Origin of the sequence: Mesorhizobium sp. CO1-1-11 (genome assembly GCF_020164995.1) — a bacterium.
Taxonomy (GTDB): Bacteria; Pseudomonadota; Alphaproteobacteria; order Rhizobiales; family Rhizobiaceae; genus Mesorhizobium; species Mesorhizobium australicum.
In genome coordinates, this window is sequence record NZ_JAIUHE010000012.1 from 220,253 (window position 1) to 236,907 (window position 16,655).

Consider the following 16,655-nt stretch of genomic DNA (forward strand, 5'->3'; position numbering starts at 1 on the left):
ATTCGGCCCCACAACGGCCGTTCATCGCGAATCCCCAACGCGCGTTGTCATAGTCCCGCCCTGTGGTGGGCTGGCGCCATCACCAAATCTCACGCCATGACCGGCGGCAGCCGGGTGGTCCCGGAGTGATAGCGCTCGGCGCTGAGGCTGAAGGCGGTTGGGCGTACCTTGGGGTCGAATTCCGGCCTGGCGGTCAGCCGCCGCGGCCCTCAGCGCCGTTGCATTGGTGCTGCCTCAGGGCGAAAATGCCCTCCATGAAAGCAGTTCCCAGGCTCACCACACCAAGGCTCGTGCTTCGGGCGCCGGGCGAGCGGGATATCCCGGCGTGGTTCGCGCGCGCGAGCGATGTCGGATCCGCCTCCCTTGCCGGCGATCCCGTTGCCGACGACATCAGCGCGGGCGCGCGATGGCTCGCCCTTGCGCGTCAGCGGTTCGCCGACGGCCGGGCGATCAAATGGTCGATAGACCAGCCAGGCGTGGCGGACGCGATCGGGACGATAACCCTGTCCTTCGGCGCGGACGATGCCAGGTCGGCCGCATTGGGATTTGTGCTGGGACGTGCGCATTGGGGGCAGGGGCTGGGCTCCGAGGCGGCACGCGAAGTGGTTCGCTACGCCTTCGAGAGCCTGGCGCTCGAACAGGTGACGGCCGAGGCGGCGGCGCGCAATGTCGCGTCGCTGCGGATCCTGGCGAAGCTCGGCTTCACACATGTCGACAGCTTGATCGACGAGTCCGACGGCGAGCAATGCGAGCGTTTCGTGCTCGACGCGCACATAGGACCGTAGGTCTTGGCGAACCAGGCTTAGAGTCATCGGAGCACGCCAAAGGCCACCGTGCTCTGCAAGTCAATCGCACGTGGTCGCCGCCTTGAGCGCTTCGGCACGGGACAATTGCGGCAGATCAGCGATCCGTCGAACGGATGCGTAGAACCTTGGATAATCGCCGGAGCATAAATCGAACAAGCGAATAAACGCAGGAACCTGTTCGCCATAGACAGACGTCGCGGCGAGCTTTGCGTTGTTGATCGGCGCGTTGAACCAGGCATCGTATCCCCGGTATCCGTGCCAGCTTCCGTCGCGCATTTGCCGGTAGCGCGTCCGCAACCTGTCGAGCGTGGCTGCCTTGGCCGCCGCCATCCCGTCGGGGGGCCGGGAGCTTTCATAGACCTGCCGCAACTCGTCGCGGGTTTTTGACACCAGTGCGAGAAAATCGGCGCTGCGCTTGCGATCGGCCTCGTAGCGGCGCAAGCCGGCGCGATCGTCGGCGGCGCGGAGCCATTTTCTCGTGCCGGTGGTTTCGACGGCGACCGCGAAAGCCTCATTGAATGCGGAATCGCCGTTCACATAGAGGCGCTGATGCGCCAGTTCATGAAAGACAAGACTCGCCAGATAGGTGTCGTCCTGACGCAGCATGGTCGAGAGCAGCGGGTCGCTGGACCAGCCCAGCGTGGAATAGGCGGTGATGCCGGTGACATAGACGTCCAGCCCCTGTCGATGAAGTGCCATGGCGCTTTCGGTCGCGGATTTCCGATCGAAGTATCCCCGGTACGGAACGCAGCCGAAAACCGGAAAGCACCATGTCTTGGGCGTGAGCGAGAATTGCGGGGCGGCAAAAACGGCCCAGGTCACGGCGTCCCGGTGGATGTCGACATAGCTGCGATAGCTGCTGTTGTCGGGCAGTGCCAGCTCATCCGTCGCGAACCGCCTTATGGCGCTCGCCGACGTCAGCTTGGCGCGCAATGCCTCCGGCGTCGAAGGGGCCTGGATCAGTTTTCCAACGTCCTGGCGCGCGGCCATGATCCGGACATGGCCCTCCAGCGATTGCGCGTAGTAGGAAACGCTGGTGCAGCCGCTCAGCGCGAACGCCATGACGGCCGCCGCAAACAATCGAAAAACGCGCTTCACTTCTTCCCCACCGCTTCGTCACCTGCCATGGAGCACATGTTGCGCCCCAATGTCCAAACCGGCGCACCAATTTTCGTCAAGATCCATAGCGAGCAGCGGCGCGGACTGTCGACCCGGCTTCTGGCTGACGACAAATCTCCCCCACCGCTGACTCTTTTCCGGATCCTCAAACGTCTTAGCTACAGTGAAACACTGGAGCAGGGTCAAATGAGCCTCAGGGATAAGAAAATCGTGGTCACCGGCGGCAGCCGTGGGCTTGGCCTCGGATTGGTCGAAGCGCTTGTCGAGCAAGGTGCCGGCGTGACCGTGGTCGCGCGGGGCGCCGAGGCGCTGCAGGCGGTCGGTGCGCGGCTTGGGGTCGCCACCATCGCCGCCGATGTCACGGACGAGGACGCCGCCCATCGCATTCTTGGCGAGGTCCGCCCTGACATACTGGTGCTCAACGCCGGCGCCACGCCCCGCATGGGGCGGCTGGACCAGTTGAAGTGGGAGGACTTCTCCATCGCATGGGAAACCGATGTCAAGGCCGGGCTCTACTGGCTGCAGGCGGCGCTGAACCTGCCGCTCGGGCCGGGCAGCCGGGTGCTGGTCGGGTCGAGCGGTGCGGCCGTCACCGGGTCGCAGATGTCGGGCGGCTATGGCGGCGCCAAGCGGATGCTCTGGTTCATGGCCAAATACGCCAATGGCGTGGCGCAGGAGAAAGGCCTCGGCATACGCTTCCAGGCGATCGTGCCGCGGCAGATGATCCTCGCCACCGGGATCGGCGACGCGGCCGCTGGCGCCTATGCCGGCTCGATGGGCATCACGCCGGAACAATTCGTCACCCGCTTCGGCGCGCCGATGCCGCCCCGGGCGTTCGGCGACAGGGTGGTCTCGCTGCTGGAAGACCCGCAATATGGCGAGGGCGTCGTCTTCGGCCTCAGTGGCGACGCCGGGGTGACGATCATGGAGGGCGCGGGTCCTTGAGCGACGCAAAGCCAGCGGTGGAGCGCGACCGGCAGGAAGGGCTGCTTGCCCTTGCCACCGCGTTTGCGGCCGGAGCTGCACCGCTATTGTTCGCGCCTGATGGGCTCGGTCATCGACGGCGAGGATGTCGTGCAGGACACGTTCGCGCGCGCCGTCGTTGCCCTGGAGGAGTTGTGTGAGGTGCCTCGGCTCAGGCCGTGGCTGTTCCGGATCGCCCACAACCGCGCGCTTGACCTGTTGCGCAGCCGCGCGATCCGCGCCTCGGAGCCGATCGAGGCGGCGCTCGCGATAGCCGACGAAGCCGACCCGGTGGAGGTGCTGATGCGCAGGCAAGCCGTGCAAACCGCCGTGTCGCGCTTCGCCGAGCTTCCGGTGACGCAACGCAGCGTGGTCGTCCTCAGGGATGTGCTCGACGAGCCGCTGGCCGACATCGCCGCCCTGCTCGGCATCACGGTCGATGCGGTGAAGGCGCATCTGGCGCGCGGCCGCGCCCGGCTTCGGCGGATCAACGCCCAGGCCAATCCGCTTCCCGACGCGCGCATCGCATCGGCGGCCATCCTGCGCTACGTCAATCTGTTCAACCGACGCGACTGGGACGGCTTGCGCGCGCTGCTGGCCGACGATGTGAGGCTCCATCAGTCCACGCACAAGCCGCGCGCGGGGGCCGCCGACGTCGGCATGTTCTTCACCATCTACGCCAGGAGCGACGGCTTGTGGCTCAGGCCGGCATGGGTCGAGGGCCGCGAGGTGATCGCGGTGTTCGAAGACCGGGCCGACGCGAAACCCAGTCATTTCATGTGGCTGGAATGGCGCGACGGCCGGATCAGCTTCATTCGCGACTACCGTTATGTCCGGTACGTTCTCGAGGACGCCGACCTGGTGCTGGCAAGGTGAGGCGCCGTGCCTTCACGGGATGAGGGCGGAGACCTCGCGGTCGGACGGACGCTCGCTCGCGGCCAGCCCGGAGGCCACGCCGGCGCGGTCGGCGGCGTTGCGGTTCTGGCTCATCTTGCGCTTGCCTTCGAGCCTGACGACGGGCATGCGCAGGCCGACAATGCCGCGAAGCTGCGACTGGATGAAGTCGGGCGGCGCGTCCGACACGGACCAGGGCGCGGCGCGCGCGCCCTCATGCAGGTTGGTCAGCCGGGTGACAACTTCCAGCAGCCTGTCCGCATCCTCGAAGAACTCGACCGGCCCGTAGGCATGAACCGCGGCGTAGTTCCAGGTCGGCACGACCTTGCCGGTTTCCTGCTTGGTGGCGTACCAGGCCGGCGTCACATAGGCGTCCGGGCCCATGAAGATGGCGAGCCCGTCGCCGATCGCGGGAACGCGCCACTGCGGGTTGGCCTTAGCCAGGTGGCCATGGATGACGCCGTGCTCGCCCTCGGTCTCGTCGAGAAAAAGCGGCAGGGGGGTGGCGAGCGGCCCGTCCGCCGTGGCGGTGACGAGATTGGCCAGCCGCGCGGCGCGGATCGTCGCGATCAGGCTGTCCTTGTCGTCGTCGCGGAAGGCGGGCGGCGTGTACATTTTCGAACTCCTCGCGTTGCCTGACAGATGCCACACAATCCGGCCCGTTGGGAATATCCAGTTCGAGGCATCCAGGTGGCCAGTCGATCGGGCACGGAGCTTTGTCACAGTGCTGGCCGGGGTTCCGCTGAGATCAGCCGAGAAGGTTGCGCGCGGTCCTCATGAAGATCTTCGAGCCGATCGGGATCAGGTCGTCGGGAAAGTCATAGTCGGGATTGTGCAGGGCAGGGTGGTGTTCGCCCGCACCGAGGAAGAACATCGCCGACCTGGCGCTGTGGCCGAACAGGCCGAAATCCTCCGAGGCGCGCATCGGCAAGGCTTCCTCGCCATGCGCGACGCTCTCTTCATCGAGGGCGCGCCGCAGGTGCTCGACCGCATCCGGTGCGTTGACGCTGGCGACGAAGATCTCGTGATAATCCCAGCTGGCGGAGAGGCCGTGGCGGCCGGCAATCTCCTTGACCAGGGTTTCGGCGGCGGCGCAGAGGTCGGCCATGCGCTCGTCGCGGCGCGTGCGCAGCGTTGCCCAGACCTCGGCGTGGGCGGGCGCGATGCCGAACACGGCTTCGCCCATCCGCGCATGGGTGACGGTGACCATGGAGAAATCATCGTCGGCGAAAGTCGCGCGGCCGAGCGCGGGCAGGGCCGGCATCAGCTCCGAGATCGCCGGCATGGGCGAGGTTCCGGTCTCGGGCATGGAGGAATGCGCGGTCTTGCCCTCCAGAACGATGCGCATGCCGCGCGAGGCGCAATTGACCACGCCGGGCTTGAGCCTGACCTCGCCGAACGGCACGCCAGGCAGATTGTGCAGCGAGAAGGCGAAATCCGGCGCGATCTCGCCAAAGCGCGGATCGGCGACGACGCCGGCCGCGCCATTGCCGGTTTCCTCGGCGGGCTGGAACATCAGCACGACGCGGCCGCTGGCGGGACGTTCGCGGCCGAACTGGCGGCCAAGGGCGGCCAGGATGGCGGTGTGCCCGTCATGGCCGCACATATGCGACTTGCCAGGAATTTGCGATGCATGCGGCACGCCGGACAGTTCCTCGATCGGCAGCGCATCGAGTTCGGACCGAAACAGGACGGTTGGTCCGTTTTTGCCGCTGTCGTAGATGGCCGCGACGCCGTTGCCGCCGAGGCCGGTCAGCACCTTGTCCGGCCCGGTGTCGGCAAGGAAGGAGACGACCTCTTTCGCCGTCTTCTCCTCCTCGTTCGAGATTTCCGGCTGCCGGTGCAGCTTGCGCCGCCACTCAGTCAGTTCGACAATGTCGCGATTGGTCAGGGTCATGTTTTTCGCCTCCACTGCGGTCCTGTGCTAGCGATAAACGGCCTTGCCTACCACGGTCCAAGTTCCGGGCTTTGGCGGGCCAGGCCTCGCGACCGGTCTACTTCACGCGGTTGGGGCAGAGCGCCTTGAACTGGTCCAGCGTATAATCGTAGCCCGAGGCGCCGGAGCCATCCAGCACCACCTTTTCGTCGACGGCGGTGATCCGGTAATCCGTCGTCACATCCGTGCCCTTGTTGCGGCCCTGGAACAGCATGGCGGCGCCATAGAAAGTGGTGAATTCGCCGGTCTTGCAGTTGGCGGTGATTTCGAAATGCAGGGGCGCCTTCATTTCCGCATCAATGCACTCCTCGGTGAAATCATGGCCGTATTCGCGGCAGTAGAGGCGGGCCTTGCGCCTGTCGTGCCTGGCCAGGATGCTGGCGTGCGTGGAGCCGATGCCCGACTTTTTGACGATGGTAAGCTCCATTCCAACCCGGGCGCCGTAATAGAGCGTCGCGGCGCCAGCCGGCGCGGCCAGCATCACGGCGCAAAGCACAGCCAACAGACGTCGCATGGAAATTCCTCCCTTGGCCGGGAAGGATTGACGCACGAGGCGGGGCGGTCAAGCCCCAATTGGCCCCCGCTGGCTGACGCTTCGCGGCCATGTTCCAGGTCGAGTGGACCGCATTTTGCCGCACCTGGCCCAATCGCCTCGGCTCGGGAAACGGATGGTCATTATGAGACGATTGTTTATAACGGTCGCTGAAAATCGCGATACCAAGGGGAGACGATGCGCTACATACGTCCGCTTTCAATCGAAGACGCCGTCGGCCAATTGGCCGGATCGGCCGGCCCGGCCGCCATCCTTGCCGGTGGCAGTGACCTCCTGGTGAGGATGAAGGGCGGCTTTGTCGAACCCGAACTGATCATCGACATCAAGTCGATCGCCGGCTTGCGCGACATCAGGGAAACCGCCGACGGCTTCAGCATCGGCGCCGCCGTGCCTTGCGCGGTGCTGGGCGAGAACGCCGGCTTGAGGAAGGCTTGGCCTGGCGTGGTCGAGGCGGCCAAGCTGATCGGCTCGAAGCAGGTGCAGGGACGCTGCACCATTGTCGGCAATCTGTGCAACGCCTCGCCGGCGGCCGACAGCGTTCCGGCGCTGGTGGCGGCGGGCGCCAAGGCCGTGGTCGTCGGCCCGTCGGGCAAGCGCACCATCGCCGTCGAGACGGTACCGACCGCGCCGGGACGGACCTCGCTCGCCAAGGGCGAGATCATCGAGGCGATCCTGCTCGGCAAGCCCGCGCCGCGTTCGGCCGATGCCTATCTCAGGTTCATTCCGCGCACGGAGATGGACATCGCCGTGGTCAGCGCCGGCGTGAACCTGACGCTCGACGGTGCTGGCGTCGTGACGGCTGCCCGTGTGGCGATCGGCGCCGCCGCGCCGACCGTGCTTTTGGTGGAAGAAGCGGCCGAGGCCTTGATCGGCCGCAAGCTCGACGAAGCGGCGCTGGAGCGGCTGGCCAAGGTCTGCGCCGGGGCGTGCCGGCCGATCGACGACAAAAGAGGCACAATCGAATTCAGGCGCAAGGTTGCGGGCGTGCTGGCCAGGCGGGCCGCACAGACCGCCTATGCACGTGCAGGAGGCAAATGATGGCTGGCGTAGCGGTTTCAACCACGATCAACGGCGACAATGTCGAATATCTCTGCCAGCCCGACGAGACGCTGCTCGACGTGCTGCGTGACCGGCTGGGGCTGACCGGCGCGAAGGAAGGCTGCGGCACGGGCGATTGCGGCGCCTGCAGCGTCATCGTCGACGACCGGCTGGTCTGTTCTTGCCTGGTGCTTGGCGCGGAAGCCGAAGGCCGCCGCATCGAGACCGTCGAGGGCATGGCGCATGGCGATAGGCTGCACCCGCTGCAGCAGAAATTCCTGGAGCACGCCGCGCTGCAATGCGGCATCTGCACGCCCGGCTTCCTGATCGCGGCCAAGGATCTCTTGGCCAAGAACCCCGACCCGACCGAGGAGGAAATCCGCTTCGGCCTGGCCGGCAATCTCTGCCGCTGCACCGGCTACGACAAGATCGTGCGCGCCGTCCAGGACGCGGCCATCGTTATGAAGGGAGCCTGAGATGAATTTCGATCCGCGTTTTTCGGGGCGTAAATTTGCATCCGTCGGCACGCGCCCGATCCGCCCCGACGGTGTCGACAAGGTGACCGGCCGCGCCCGCTATGGCGCCGACTTCAACATGGCCGGCCAGCTGGTCGGCCGCGTGCTGCGCAGCCCGCACGCGCATGCCAAGATCCGCAAGATCGACACTTCGAAGGCGGAAGCGCTTGCGGGCGTCAAGGCGGTGATCACCGCCGCCGACCTGCCCGACCTCACCGACGGCGATGCCGCCATGTACGACATCCTCGACAATTGCATGGCGCGCACCAAGGCGCTCTATGACGGCCATGCGGTGGCCGCCGTCGCCGCGATCGACGCCCGCACGGCCAGGCAGGCGCTGAAGCTGATCGAGGTCGACTACGAGGTGCTGCCGCATGTCACCGACGTCGACGAGGCGATGGCGCACCACGCGCCGCTGATCAACGACACGGTCTTCACCGAGGGGCTGGAGGAAAAGCCGGTTAAGGCTTCCAACGTCACCAAGCGCAGCCAGTTCGGCCATGGCGATGTCCATCAGGGTTTCGGGCAGGCCGACTTCATCGTCGAGCGCTCGTTCAAGACCGAGCAGACGCACCAGGGCTATATCGAGCCGCATGCCTGCGTGGCCAATGTCAGTTCCGACGGCACGGCGGATCTCTGGGTCTGCACGCAGGGCCATTTCGTCTACCGCCAGCACTGCGCCCAGCTGCTGGGCATGGAAGCCTCGAAGCTGCGCGTCACCTCGTCGGAGATCGGCGGCGGTTTCGGCGGCAAGACCCATGTCTGGGCCGAGCCGGTGGCGCTCGCTCTGTCGCGCAAGGCCGGACGCCCGGTGAAGCTGGTGATGACCCGCGACGAGGTGTTCCGCGCCTCGGGTCCGACCAGCGCCACCTCGATCGACGTCAAGATCGGCGCCCGCAAGGACGGCACCATCACGGCGGCGGAAGCGACGCTGCGCTACAGCGCCGGCCCCTATGCCGGCTCCTGGGCCGAGATCGGCGCCATGACGGCCTTCGCCTGCTATCGTCTCGATAACGTCAAGACGGTGGGCTACGAAGTGCTGGTCAACCGGCCGAAGACCGCCGCCTATCGCGCGCCCTCGGCGCCGATGGCGGCCTTCGCGGTGGAAAGTGCCGTCGACGAGCTCGCCAAGGAGCTCGGCATGGATCCGGTCGAATTCCGCATCAGGAACGCCGCCCAGGAAGGCACGCGCTCCTCCTACGGCCCGGTCTACGGCCCGATCGGCATCGGCCCGACGCTGGAAGCGGTGAAGAGCCATGCGCACATGAAGGCGCCGCTGAAGGAGAACCAGGGCAGGGGCATGGCCTGCGGCTTCTGGTTCAATTTCGGCGGCCAGACCTGCGTCGACTTGAACATCGGCATGGACGGCTCAGTGTCGCTGGCCGTCGGCACCGTCGATGTCGGTGGTTCCCGCGCCTCGCTGTCGCTGGTCGCGGCGGAGGAGCTCGGCATCGACTATTCGCAGCTCAAGGCGGTGGTCGCCGACACCTCGTCTCTCGGTTACAACGACATGACCGACGGCAGCCGCGGCACCTTCTCGTCCTCGATGGCGACCATCTCGGCCGCCCGCAACGCGATAAAAATCCTGCGCGAGCGCGCCGCGCAGATGTGGGACATTTCGGTCGACGACGTGATCTGGGAACAGGGCCATGCGGTCGCCAAGGGCGAGAAGCACGGCAATCTCGGCAAGCTGTCGCTGAAGGAGATCGCGGCCAAATCGGGCACCACCGGCGGGCCGATCGCCGGCCATAGCGAGCTCGTCGCCGACGGCGCCGGCGTCTCCTTCGCCACCCATATATGCGACGTCGAGGTCGACCCCGAGACGGGTTCGACCAAGGTGATCCGCTACACGGTGGTGCAGGATGCCGGCAAGGCGGTGCACCCGACCTATGTCGAAGGCCAGTACCAGGGCGGTGCGGCGCAAGGCATCGGCTGGGCGCTCAACGAGGAGTATATTTACGGCAAGGACGGGCGGCTGCAGAACGCCGGCTTCCTCGACTACCGCATCCCGGTGTGCTCCGACCTGCCGATGATCGACACGCAGATCCTGGAAATCCCCAACCCCAACCACCCCTATGGCGTGCGCGGCGTCGGCGAAACCTCGATCGTGCCGCCGCTGGCGGCAATCGCCAACGCGGTGTCGAACGCGGCCGGCGTGCGCATGACCCACATCCCGATGTCGCCGCCGCGGATTCTCGCGGCGATCGAGGCGGAACGGGAAGGCTAGGGAGGGTTCGCGCTCCAATGGTCGAAGTCACGCTCTGGGGCGCGCTGGCCACGACCGCCGGAGGCAAGAGCAAGGTCGAGGTCGAGGCCAAGGACATCAGGGAACTGTTCAGGAAACTGGCTGAACAGTATCCCGGGTTCGAGCCGTGGATCGACCGCGGGATTGCGGTCGCGATTGATGGCACGATTTATCGGGATACGTGGAGCAAGAGGCTGCCGGAGGGGGCGGAGATTTTTCTGCTGCCGAGGCTGGCTGGGGGGTGAGGGGAAGCTGAACGCTGTTCGTGACTCATCGGAGGGAAACTCGACAACGCAAGGTTTTAAGGACTAGTTTCCCATTCTTCCTTTTCAGTTTGATTCGACTCAGTTACATTGGTCCAAGTTGGTTGGTTTTGCTGGCTCGCGAGTTCCGACGCGCGGGCCGCGAAGTGCGACATTGATGCCGTCTGGGCAATTGGTAACAACAGCAAAACCCAGAGAAGGGTGTCGCGGTGGATCTCGGATACGGCGCGCACGCCAAGCTGGAAGACTTGGAACAAAACGGCCATTCTTTGTTGAGTTTGTTCAGCGGCTGTGGTGGTCTTGATTTGGGATTTCATCAAGCTGGATTTGAGACTGCACTAGCGTATGACAAGAGAGCCGACAGTCTTTCCTCCTGGAGGAAGCGCTTTCCGAAAGGGAAGGCATTCGAGCGAGATATTCTCTCACTAACCGTAGACCAAATTGACGCCGACTTCGGCGGCAAGTTTATGCCAGCAGGGGTGATCGGAGGCCCTCCCTGCCAAGGTTTTTCGTTGGCGAATCGTTACGGCGGAACGCATGACCCGAGAAACAAGCTAGTTCATCGTTTCTTTGACGTCGCGTTGTCATTACATGAACGAAGCCCGTTGACGTTTATCGCAATGGAAAACGTTCCTGCGCTAGCCGGCTCGCGCGGAGGAGGTATTCTTGACAAGGAAATTGCCCGAGTCCAAGAAAGTGGTTTCCTAGTCACTGTCGCCACCATGAACGCGCTGGAATACAATGTTCCGCAGGACCGCAGGCGCCTATTCTTGGTCGCGTTGAGTAAGGAAGCCGCGCAGAGTGCCTGGGTAGTTCCAGAAAAATCAGAGGAAAGGCGAACTGTTCGTCAGGCGCTGGGTGATTTACCAAAGCCCGCCTTCTGGGAGCGTCACCTCCGGACTGAGGACATCCCTTTTCACCCCAATCACTGGTGCATGGCGCCTAAGTCAACGAAGTTTGTATCTGGAGAACTCTCTGAAGGTTTTGTAGCAAAAAGGAGCTTCAAGACTCTCAGCTGGGACAGGCCTAGCTATGCAGCTTCTTATGGGAACCGTGAGGTCCATGTCCATCCTAATTGCACCCGAAGGCTCAGCGTCTTTGAGGCCATGATTCTTCAGGGATTCCCGCGCGATATGGTTCTATCTGGGTCGCTGTCTACTCAGGTGCAACAAGTAAGCGAAGCGGTCCCGCCGCCATTGGCGTTTGCCGTTGCTAGGTCGATCCTCACACAAGTTCAGCCTCGTCTGTAATAGAATTTTGGTATTTGGCTAACCAAGCATCGTACCCTTCTTCGGCATCATCCACCAAATAGCCGACTTGCTTGAGAAGGTCTTTGCTCTCCACTACCAAGGCTTCGTAAAGTGCGGTGTCGTTTTGAAGCTTGATGTCGATATTTTCGATCTCAAACGCTCGCCTTAGTGCGCGAACGTGACTTGAGATCGGTAGCGTGTTATCCGCTGATGCGGTCACCTTGTTATTTTCAGTTAATCCCGTTGTGTCTTGAATTGATAATTGTACCGGTTCGAACAGGAAGCACAATGAAACCATATTAGGATCATAGGGGACTTGTCTGAACATTGAATAACTATAGCCCTTTAATTTTATCACTTTGAACTTCGCCTGCTCCGCGAGATGGATGAGCCATTTTGCGATACCAAGTGAGAATACAGAAATCAGCCCATCCCCTGTGGTTTTCGACAAGCGGCTGAGGAACGCCTCTGCATCTTCACCGTTGTCGAAACGGTCTGACAACTCGCTCGCGAACGCAGAATCATTCCTCACATTCGTAATAACCTGCCCATTGAGCGCGGAAAGGCTAGAAGAAGAAATCGAGTCAGCCTGAATGGGGGTTGTCAGGAGCAGAAGCCATGGTTTGCGCCGTTCCCGCAGTTGATACTCAGTGATCGAGCGAATTGCATCAACAAGCCTTCCTGAAACGTTCTCGTTATGGCTGGCAAGCGGCTCGCATGCGTCAATATTGATGACATCGAACGGGCCGCCTTTCATCATTTCGACGGCCGCCTCGGAATCCTTTATCCCAACATCCTGCACCCGCGACCGCACGACTTTCGAACTGCTGACAACGGCTTCCTGATGCGTAAGTGAGAATTCATTGACGTTCTGCCGAAGCCTTTTCTCTTCGGTGTCAGTCGATTGACAAAAGCCGGTATACTTCAAACGTATAGATTTGCTAGAGCAGAATTTGGCCACCATCCTAATATCCAAAAGATCTGGGCCAGGCAGTGTCATATAGCGCAAAGGCTCACCGTCCACGAAATTAGAAATTCCGAGCTTGGACACTATGGCGTCAATATGGTGCAGCCATTGCTTATTCCGTACATACTGTTTTCTTGGCTTATGCCATGGAGCAAATCTAAGCGGCTCGGGTGACGCTGGAGTGGTCGTTTCCGGAGGAAGCGAAATCTCGCTGAAATCATCATCGCTAGTATTGTCGATCATTTGGCATTCTCTAAGATCGACACAAGGTCAAAAATCAGCTCTGCGCGCCCTTCATCTGTCAATCGTTCAAGTATACCATGGGCATCAAGTACAATGGAAATTGCATCGATAAGGTCTGACCTCGCCGAAACAGATGGCTCACCTACGCTGCGGGGAAGCGAAACGGGTATGTCGCCAACAAAAAACTCCGTCCCTTCCTGCCTCGTGGATGGCCTCGAAATGAGTGGAGGAGGAATGTCGCTGCCGCGCATCTTGCTCCAGATTTCAACCGACCGCCGAAAGGCGATATCTTGTGGATCCAGGACGACTGGCTTTATCGATCGCCCAAGTCGCTTATGCATTGTAGCAAACTGCCTAAACGCACTGTGAAGCCACTTCTGGATGTAAAGGTAATGCGGGTTACTTGTGTTGAACGACTCTCTATCGATATTTAGGGCTCCATCCAAACCCTCATTCACAAATATCTCACAAGTCACCTGCTTCTTTCTAGTTTGCTCCGACACCTGGTATCCGAGAAACTCTGGATCAAAAAGCGTACCGCTCGCATCATTGACTCGAATTATCGACCCGATGTTCTCCTTGGGCACAATTCTGGTGTTCCAGTAAAGGTATGCCTCGAACGACAGAGATCCGCCTGAGCGCTCAACAGATGCGCCACCGAAGTTCGTTGAGACTTGGCCAACAAAAATAAGCGGTCTTTCGAGACGAGAGAACGATGCCAGCTTAGAGGGAAGCCGAATCGGCCGACGCAACTCAACTGAATCTATGGTGACCACGAAGTTGGGAAGCTGACCGATGTTTCCCGCTTTTAACGAAAAGGCTTCCCGAAGGCTTTTACCGTTGAGGTGAACCTGATTTGCTGAGCCTTTCTTCTTGTTTGAAAGGCTATAAACTTCGTATCCGTCTGACTCTTTGATATCGAAAGGATGACCATCTATGTAATCAATAGGAGAAGCGACACTAACTCTCCAAAGCATTTTTAGATAATTATCAAAATGAGCAAGGTTCGCCTGCTCCTTAGAGGACTTGCTCGTGCTAATGGCAGCATCAACAAGCTTTGCAAACTTCACCAGCGGAGAATCTTCTGATTGCCAAGGCAGCTTTGGCGGATGCGCCAGCGCCCCATCTTCATCAACTCGGCCGATATTGAATTGTGGCGGAACAACGACATCTATGAGGCCACTGCCATCATCGGGTTCGTTCTCGTCAATTGCAGACCAAATTTCCTGACTTTGAAGTTTTTCCCGCACGGCCGGTCTGATACTGGTCAGGATGATCGTCGTCCCGTGAATGTCCGTATCCAGAGTGTCTTCGGCTAGAACACTATATGTACCACTTGCGTATCCTTTGTCAGCCTGATCGCTAGCAAAAGCATCTTCCTGAAATGTATTCAGTCTGATCGATGCCGAAACTCGCCGCTTGTCACCTTTCCTTTTCGTAATTATCTGGAACTGCTGAGTTAGTTGAGAAACAGCGAAGAGCCCTATGCCAATCTTCCCAATCAGCTTTCGACCAGAAGGGCTTCTCGTTGGATCTTCCTTATTGGCCGTTCCTAATGCCTTTCCTCTTATAGTTCGCTTCGAACTTCCTCCAATATTTTCAAGCAAATCCCCGACTATTTTTTCGTTCATCCCGTTACCGTTGTCGGTAATTCGAATTTCCTTAAAGAAAGGATAGTCGCAATCGATCGATACTTTGGTTGCATCAGCGTCAAACGCATTAGAGATCAGCTCTCTGAACGCTGACCACGGTTCACGATATATGCCGTCCGTGACGCGAGCGATGATCCGGTCATTCGTTTTGAGGCTTCCCTCGACCGGTTCTTTCGTTTTGGCACTGTTTTCGATTTTTTCCGCAAGTGGCAGGGCAGCTTGAGCTGAATCGGACATAGCCGCTCCGGATAGACAGGTATGAAGCCAAATTCATAGCATCTTGGCACGTTGGCGCAAGGAGGCATGCATGTGAGAGGAATTGTCGATCATCCGCGGCATTCGAATTGGCAACTTGTCGCTCTTACGAAAAAGCTATTCAAGCCCGACGGTTGATCGAATGGCGTTATTTATTTGATCGCCTCGCAAGAAATCTGCGCAGGCGTCCAAAATCTGTTCGAATGGCAGCCGCCGCCTGCCTACAAGAGCGCATTCCCAGACTGTTAGGACCCGCCACCCCTTTTCATTTAACAGTCTTTCGCATTCCCGATCTCGGGCTCGGTTTCGAAAGATCTTATCTTGCCAAAATTTTTTCGCACTTGTCGGAGGATTGAAGCGGACGCAATTCTCGTGCCCGTGCCAGAAACAACCGTGCATTTGAACAACAGCTTGCCACTGTGGAAATACCAAGTCGGGCTTGCCTGGAAGAGTAGCAACGTGAAGACGGTATCTGAACCCTCTTCTGAAAAGACCGCGGCGAAGCATCAGTTCTGGTTTTGTATGGGCAGAACGAATTCTGCTCATATTGAAGCTACGCTGGCTTGGGGAATGGACGTCCATAATGCCTCTTCAAGGCTCTCAACACGGAGCCGACCGCTCCTGGTATCTATGTTGCGTAGTTTGGGACGAACTCAAGCCTGGACCGGGAAAATGCAACCTCCTGATTCGGCGCTCCGCGCGCCCAGGATCGAGACAGCACATGCCGATCGACCAACAAGTCACCGGTCCACCTCAGTGCGCTTGCTCGCGTATTTTTCCCGCAAGCCTTGGTAGAACGCTTTCTGGCTGTCTTCGAACAGTACGATGAAAGGTCTGCCCAACCGTTCTACCTTTTGCACCGCTGCCACGACTATAGCGGCATCACTGAACGGAACGCCGAGCGCGCGCGAAATCGTGTCCGTGCAGAGGAACCATAGATGTACGATGTCAGAGTGGATGCGAGCAGCCTGCGCAGCCGCTACTATTGATCTTTCGGGTTCAGGACGCGTAATCCGGTCGTGGGCCAAGTCCAAGGCCGTCTTGTCGCTATGGACGAAATGGCTGGCCATACCGTACATGTGAAGCAACGACGTCGCGTGCCGGACATCTTTTCCGACACCCAAGCGTGAGAGAGTCTCAATTATTTCCGAGAACGACCACCGCTGTTCTATTGCCTTCCGGGCAGCCTTATTGTGGCGATGTGACAGGTCGTTATAGTTGGGATTGATCAGTGCCTCGAAAACGTCCCGATCGCTTTCGCTCTCACCAGGCGTGCCGAGCGCAAGTGCAGCCTTGCGTGCCCGCCGAACAGTGTGGATTGAATCGAAATCATCCCAAAATTCCGTCAGCAGTTTTTCGCGCTGACCGTTGGGGGACATTGTCAGAAGAAGGACTTTGGCGGCGGCTTCGTAGAATGCCCGCAAGACAATCTCGGCGTCCCATGGCATCGACCAACTGGTTAGCATCAACGTGGATTGGCTTCGATCGCCCATCAGCTTTACGAGGCCATAAACGGTCTGCGAAAACGGCCCTTTCTCGGGATTGTTTTCGAAGATGAACTGAATCTCATCGCGGATCACAGTCACTGCATCAAGTGAGGCGTCCTGCAGAGCAAGCAGAGACAAGCTTGGTTCTGATTCATTGGTCATGGTCAAGCAAAGTGTCCTAATGAGCCCTGTACTTGTCAGGACGCTATCAGTACCGCGCATGTTGACTCAACAGACGAGTCTTCGCCGTCGCCTTAGTCCAGGGTTCACCACCGTGCGGAGCGAGCGTGTGCGGCTTGTTCTTGGTGTGCATTCTTCCAACCGAGGCGGCCAAGGCCGCTTCCAGGCGCTGGGCCATGCGGTTGCTTTCCGGCTGGTGGCGGATCAGGCCTTCCAGGCCCCGACCTTGCCCTACACCACCCCCGCCGCCTTCGCCCTTTGATACACCAACCCCGCCACCGCCAAATCC

17 protein-coding genes are annotated in these 16,655 nt (G+C 60.5%); 8 read left to right on the forward strand and 9 right to left on the reverse strand.

Annotation, left to right across the window (positions count from 1 at the left end):
- The first annotated feature begins 254 nt into the window (after positions 1–254).
- Positions 255–785 (forward strand): GNAT family N-acetyltransferase, encoded by a 531-nt coding sequence (locus LB554_RS16460; RefSeq protein WP_224585589.1) that lies wholly within the window; start codon positions 255–257, stop codon positions 783–785.
- A 60-nt stretch (positions 786–845) separates the two neighbouring features.
- Here LB554_RS16460 and LB554_RS16465 read toward each other — a convergent pair whose 3' ends face one another.
- Positions 846–1,868 carry an aminopeptidase gene (locus LB554_RS16465; RefSeq protein ID WP_224585591.1) on the reverse strand — a complete coding sequence of 341 codons (1,023 nt, stop codon included), beginning with the start codon at positions 1,866–1,868 and terminating at the stop codon, positions 846–848.
- A gap of 243 nt (positions 1,869–2,111) precedes the next feature.
- Between LB554_RS16465 and LB554_RS16470 the strand changes: the two genes are divergently transcribed.
- Entirely contained in the window at positions 2,112–2,870 is a 759-nt protein-coding gene (locus LB554_RS16470; protein ID WP_224585593.1) for an SDR family NAD(P)-dependent oxidoreductase, read from the forward strand.
- Between the two features lie 99 nt (positions 2,871–2,969).
- Positions 2,970–3,764 carry a sigma-70 family RNA polymerase sigma factor gene (locus LB554_RS16475; RefSeq protein ID WP_263485838.1) on the forward strand — a complete coding sequence of 265 codons (795 nt, stop codon included), beginning with the start codon at positions 2,970–2,972 and terminating at the stop codon, positions 3,762–3,764.
- Between the two features lie 12 nt (positions 3,765–3,776).
- Here the strand turns inward: LB554_RS16475 and LB554_RS16480 are convergent, their stop codons facing one another.
- The 3 genes from LB554_RS16480 to LB554_RS16490 all read right to left on the reverse strand — a co-directional run bounded on the left by LB554_RS16480 (position 3,777) and on the right by LB554_RS16490 (position 6,232).
- On the reverse strand, positions 3,777–4,397 hold the full coding sequence (locus tag LB554_RS16480; protein ID WP_224585598.1) for an FMN-binding negative transcriptional regulator: 621 nt from the start codon (positions 4,395–4,397) through the stop codon (positions 3,777–3,779).
- Between the two features lie 133 nt (positions 4,398–4,530).
- Complete coding sequence (locus tag LB554_RS16485) at positions 4,531–5,679, reverse strand: amidohydrolase (protein WP_224585600.1); 1,149 nt, start codon at positions 5,677–5,679, stop codon at positions 4,531–4,533.
- Positions 5,680–5,776: 97 nt separating this feature from the next.
- A complete protein-coding gene (locus tag LB554_RS16490; protein ID WP_140824308.1) occupies positions 5,777–6,232 on the reverse strand; it encodes a hypothetical protein in 456 nt (151 codons plus the stop codon).
- 216 nt (positions 6,233–6,448) lie between these two features.
- Between LB554_RS16490 and LB554_RS16495 the strand changes: the two genes are divergently transcribed.
- The 5 genes from LB554_RS16495 to LB554_RS16515 all read left to right on the forward strand — a co-directional run bounded on the left by LB554_RS16495 (position 6,449) and on the right by LB554_RS16515 (position 11,582).
- The gene (locus LB554_RS16495; protein ID WP_140793187.1) at positions 6,449–7,309 is read left to right on the forward strand and encodes an FAD binding domain-containing protein; all 861 of its coding nucleotides are present in this window, start codon (positions 6,449–6,451) and stop codon (positions 7,307–7,309) included.
- A complete protein-coding gene (locus LB554_RS16500; RefSeq protein ID WP_015316741.1) occupies positions 7,309–7,785 on the forward strand; it encodes a (2Fe-2S)-binding protein in 477 nt (158 codons plus the stop codon). Before LB554_RS16495 ends, LB554_RS16500 begins: the two co-directional genes overlap by 1 nt.
- Before the next feature lies 1 nt (position 7,786).
- On the forward strand, positions 7,787–10,051 hold the full coding sequence (locus tag LB554_RS16505; protein WP_224585601.1) for a xanthine dehydrogenase family protein molybdopterin-binding subunit: 2,265 nt from the start codon (positions 7,787–7,789) through the stop codon (positions 10,049–10,051).
- A 17-nt stretch (positions 10,052–10,068) separates the two neighbouring features.
- Positions 10,069–10,314 (forward strand): MoaD/ThiS family protein, encoded by a 246-nt coding sequence (locus tag LB554_RS16510; protein ID WP_224585603.1) that lies wholly within the window; start codon positions 10,069–10,071, stop codon positions 10,312–10,314.
- 227 nt (positions 10,315–10,541) lie between these two features.
- The gene (locus LB554_RS16515; RefSeq protein WP_224585605.1) at positions 10,542–11,582 is read left to right on the forward strand and encodes a DNA cytosine methyltransferase; all 1,041 of its coding nucleotides are present in this window, start codon (positions 10,542–10,544) and stop codon (positions 11,580–11,582) included.
- Here the strand turns inward: LB554_RS16515 and LB554_RS16520 are convergent.
- From LB554_RS16520 to LB554_RS16540, 5 genes are all read right to left on the reverse strand, one after another.
- Positions 11,557–12,792 (reverse strand): PP_RS20740 family protein, encoded by a 1,236-nt coding sequence (locus tag LB554_RS16520; RefSeq protein ID WP_224585607.1) that lies wholly within the window; start codon positions 12,790–12,792, stop codon positions 11,557–11,559. The genes LB554_RS16515 and LB554_RS16520 overlap by 26 nt on opposite strands.
- On the reverse strand, positions 12,789–14,681 hold the full coding sequence (locus LB554_RS16525) for an ATP-binding protein (RefSeq protein ID WP_224585609.1): 1,893 nt from the start codon (positions 14,679–14,681) through the stop codon (positions 12,789–12,791). Before LB554_RS16525 ends, LB554_RS16520 begins: the two co-directional genes overlap by 4 nt.
- 135 nt (positions 14,682–14,816) lie before the next feature.
- Positions 14,817–15,281 (reverse strand): very short patch repair endonuclease, encoded by a 465-nt coding sequence (locus LB554_RS16530; protein ID WP_224585612.1) that lies wholly within the window; start codon positions 15,279–15,281, stop codon positions 14,817–14,819.
- A gap of 158 nt (positions 15,282–15,439) precedes the next feature.
- The gene (locus LB554_RS16535) at positions 15,440–16,354 is read right to left on the reverse strand and encodes a hypothetical protein (RefSeq protein ID WP_411962630.1); all 915 of its coding nucleotides are present in this window, start codon (positions 16,352–16,354) and stop codon (positions 15,440–15,442) included.
- A gap of 40 nt (positions 16,355–16,394) precedes the next feature.
- Positions 16,395–16,655, reverse strand: a 261-nt coding sequence (locus LB554_RS16540) for a hypothetical protein (RefSeq protein ID WP_224585614.1), incomplete at its 5' end; no start/stop codon positions are given.